Genomic DNA, 4187 nt, shown 5'->3' on the forward strand with positions numbered 1-4187 from the left:
GTGGGCTACACGCTCGTCTACGGCGTGCTCAGGCTGATCAACTTCGCACATTCGGAAGTGTTCATGATCGGCATGTTCGGCCAGTACCTCGGCCTGATGCTGCTCGGTTTCCGGCCGCAGGGCGATGTGTGGAGCGAGGGCACCCTCATGACCATCACGTACCTGGTGTTGGCGGGCCTGATAGGTATGGCCGTGTCGGGCACCACCGCGGTGGGTCTGGAGTTTATCGCGTACCGGCCGCTGCGAAAACGTAATGCCAAACCGCTCGCGTTCCTCATCACCGCGATCGGTATGTCGTTCGTCCTGCAGGAGTTCGTCCACTACGTCCTGCCGAAGGTGCCGACGGACCCGCGCCTGGGTGGGTCGAGTCCGCAGCCGGCGATCAAACTGGTCGAACCGACCGAACAGTTCAGCTTCTTCGGCGCATCGGTCACCAACGTCATCCTGATCATCGTGTTCTCCGCCGTCGGGCTCGCCGTCGGCGTCGACTTCCTGATCAACAAGACCAAGCTGGGACGCGGAATTCGTTCGGTGGCACAAGATCCCGAGGCCGCCCTGTTGATGGGTGTCTCGCGGGAACGCACCATCATGCTGACGTTCCTGATCGGCGGCCTGCTCGCGGGCGCCGCCGCCCTGCTCTACACGCTGCACGTGCCCTCTAACGTCGTGTACTACGGCGGATTCATCCTCGGCATCAAGGCGTTCTGTGCGGCCGTGCTCGGCGGCATCGGCAATGTCCGCGGCGCTCTGATCGGCGGACTGCTACTCGGAGTGATGGAGAATTACGGATCGGTTGTGTTCGGCAATCAGTGGAAGGACGTGGTGGCCTTCGCGCTGCTGATCCTGGTGCTGATGTTCCGGCCGACGGGCATCCTCGGTGAGAAACTCGGGAAGGCACGCGTATGACGACTCCAGACCCTGCTGTTCCGGCCGCCGCGCAGCCACCGCGGCGCGGTGTGGGCGACGCGCTCCGCACCTGGTGGGAACGACAGTCGCGACCGGCCCAATGGGGTATCGGCGTACTGGCGTTCGGCGCGCTGGCGCTGCTCCCGGTCTTTGATCCGCCACTGATCGCCACCACCGCAACCAATTTCGGCACCACGATGGCACAGTTCGCCATGGTGGCGCTCATCGCGATCGGCCTGAACGTGGTGGTCGGGCAGGCAGGCCTGCTCGACCTCGGATACGTCGGCTTCTACGCGGTCGGCGCCTACGTGGTGGCACTGCTGACCAGCCCCGCCAGCCCGATCTGGGACAGCGCCGACCACGGCATCTTCTCCGGGCCGTGGGCATGGATGGCGTGTATTCCGCTCGCCATCGTGATCACCGGCATCACCGGCGTGATCCTCGGAACCCCGACGCTGCGGGTGCGCGGCGACTATCTGGCGATCGTGACCCTCGGTTTCGGTGAGATCGTCCGCCTGCTGGCCGACAACCTCAAAGAGGTCACCAACGGCCCCGCAGGTCTGCAGGGGGTGCTGTTCCCCGAACTCGGTAGCAGCGCCGACAACCCCGACGGCGTGTTCTCGGTGCAGAACAACCACACCCTCAACTCCGGTATCTGGTGGTACTGGCTGGCACTGTTGCTGGTGGTCATCGTGCTGCTGTTCGTCGGCAACCTCGAACGCAGTCGCGTCGGCCGGTCCTGGATCGCCATCCGTGAGGACGAGGACGCCGCCGAGATCATGGGCGTACCCACGTTCAAGTACAAGCTGTGGGCGTTTGTCATCGGTGCCGGCATCGGCGGGCTGTCGGGCGCGGTGTACGCCGGTCAGGTGCAGTACGTCGACCCCAAGGCGTTCACGGTCATCAACTCGATGCTGTTCCTGTGTGCGGTGGTCATCGGCGGTCAGGGAAACAAGCTCGGCGTTATCGTCGGCGCGTTCATCATCGTGTACGTGCCGGCGCGGGTGCAGGGCATCGAGGTGGGCGGGCAGTCGCTCGGCGACTTCAAGTACCTGTTCTTCGGTCTGGCGCTGGTCACGCTGATGATCTTCCGGCCGCAGGGTCTGTTCCCGGCTCGCGCCCGGCTGATCACTTTCGGCAGACAGGTCTACGCGGCCGCGCACCGGGTCGGTGATGCGGTCAGACGCGAACCCGGTTCACCATCAGGACAGAAGGAGGTCACGCCGTGACACACCGCCCTCCCGGCGATCCGGGCCCCGAACCCCGGCCCAACCTCGGCAAGGCTGTCTGGCAAACTCCGGAAACCATGTCGGTTGCCGACGGCGCGACACAGCGAATCCCCCGGATCACCGAGGCGCCGACCGAACAGATCGCGCGCGTCCTCGCCGACCCGGAAGCCACGACGGTCGTCGACCCGGCGGCGGTCGACCCGACGCTCGCCGATCCCGAGTTGGTTGCCGAAGCCGTCGCACCGCAACGCGACATCGCCACCGCCGAGGGCGACACCTTGCTGCAGGTACGTGACCTGACCGTCGAGTTCGGCGGGCTCGCGGCGCTGAGCGATGTGTCGTTCGATATCCGGCGCGGCGAGATCCTCGGCCTGATCGGTCCGAACGGGGCGGGTAAGACCACCTGTTTCAACGCCATCACCGGTGTCTACACCCCCACCCGTGGCACGGTGACCTTCGATGGTGAGCCACTGGGCAAGCTCAAGCGGCACAAGATCACCCGCAAAGGCATCGCGCGTACGTTCCAGAACGTGCGGCTGTGGGGCGAGATGACCGCGCTGGAGAACGCGCGTGTGGGCACCGACGCCCTGCACAAGACCTCGGTGTGGGGAGCCACGTTCCGCACGCCGAGGCACTACCGCGAGGAGCGTGACGCCGTCGAACGCGGCATGGCGTTGCTCGAGTTCGTCGGGATCGCCGCTCGCGCCACCGAGAAGGCCTCCAACCTGCCCTATGGTGATCAGCGCCGTTTGGAGATCGCCCGTGCACTGGCCACCGAACCGAAGCTGTTGTGCCTGGACGAGCCCGCCGCGGGCTTCAATCCGAGCGAGAAGACCGCGCTGATGGGGCTGATCAAGAAGATCCGCGACGACGGCTACACGGTGCTGCTCATCGAGCACGACATGCGACTGGTGATGGGCGTGACCGACCGGATCGTCGTGCTCGAGTTCGGCCGTAAGATCGCCGACGGTGCGCCACGCGAAGTCCGAGACAACCCGGCGGTGATCGCCGCATACCTGGGAGTGCCCGATGACGAAATCGCCTGAGAACGGTCCCGTGACTGCTGGCGGACCCGCTCCGGGTACTCCGGTGCTGGAACTGACCGATGTGGTGATCCATTACGGGAGAATCAAAGCGCTGCACGGGATCTCGCTGAGCGTACAGGCCGGTGAACTGGTCACCCTGCTCGGCGCCAACGGCGCGGGAAAATCGACCACGATGCGCGGTATCTCGGGGCTCAACAAACTCACCGGGGGATCGATCCGGTTCAACGGCGAGGACATCACCACGCTCAAACCGCACGAGCGGGTAGCTCGCGGGATCATCCAGGTGCCCGAGGGGCGCCGGATCTTCCCCGGTATGACAGTGCTGGAGAACCTTGACATGGGTTGCTATGGAAGGAAATTCGAGTCCAAGGCGGAATATGATTCGGCGCTGGAGGAAGTGTTCGGACTGTTCCCGAGGCTCGGTGAACGCAAGAAGCAATTCGGTGGCACGATGTCGGGCGGTGAGCAGCAGATGCTGGCCATCGGTCGCGCGCTGATGGCCCGGCCCAACCTGCTGCTGCTCGACGAACCGTCGATGGGGTTGGCGCCCATGGTGATTCGGCAGATCTTCGAGATCATCGCGAAGATCAACGCCGACGGCACCACGATCCTGCTCGTCGAGCAGAACGCGCAGCAGGCGCTGAGCCGGTCCACCCGCGGCTACATTCTGGAGACCGGGTCCATCACCAAGGAAGGACCGGGCAGAGCGTTGCTGCACGACGACGCGGTTCGGGAGGCGTATCTGGGCGTCGCGTAGGTCGTCGCGCCGGTCCAGGACGCATCGGGACGTGTCCTAGACTGGTCCGGGTGAGTCCCGCCAAGAGTGCCGCAGCCTCGAGTACGTCAGCCCGCACAGCGTCGGGAAAGCCGGTTCTGATGCTGCTCGACGGGCATTCGCTGGCCTACCGTGCCTTTTTCGCGCTGCCCGCCGAGAACTTCAAGACGGCCACCGGGCAGACCACCAACGCGGTGTACGGCTTCACCTCGATGCTCATCAACCTGCTGC

General features: G+C 65.0%; 5 protein-coding genes. All 5 read left to right on the plus strand.

Annotated elements, in window-relative coordinates; all coding sequences use genetic code 11:
* Positions 1–906 (plus strand): branched-chain amino acid ABC transporter permease (locus Q0627_RS21235; protein WP_298812679.1); only part of this gene is annotated, 906 nt, incomplete at its 5' end.
* A complete protein-coding gene (locus Q0627_RS21240) occupies positions 903–2135 on the plus strand; it encodes a branched-chain amino acid ABC transporter permease (RefSeq protein WP_291014635.1) in 1233 nt (410 codons plus the stop codon). The genes Q0627_RS21235 and Q0627_RS21240, both read left to right, overlap by 4 nt.
* 77 nt (positions 2136–2212) lie before the next feature.
* Positions 2213–3181 (plus strand): ABC transporter ATP-binding protein, encoded by a 969-nt coding sequence (locus Q0627_RS21245; protein WP_298812686.1) that lies wholly within the window; start codon positions 2213–2215, stop codon positions 3179–3181.
* Positions 3165–3938: an ABC transporter ATP-binding protein gene (locus Q0627_RS21250; protein ID WP_291014637.1), complete on the plus strand. Its 774-nt coding sequence runs from the start codon at positions 3165–3167 to the stop codon at positions 3936–3938. The genes Q0627_RS21245 and Q0627_RS21250 overlap by 17 nt, the downstream gene beginning before the upstream one ends.
* 50 nt (positions 3939–3988) lie before the next feature.
* Positions 3989–4187: hypothetical protein (locus tag Q0627_RS21255; protein ID WP_298812683.1), on the plus strand; the 199-nt coding region annotated here is incomplete at its 3' end.

The organism is uncultured Gordonia sp. (assembly GCF_937858515.1).
Classification (GTDB): Bacteria; Actinomycetota; Actinomycetes; order Mycobacteriales; family Mycobacteriaceae; genus Gordonia.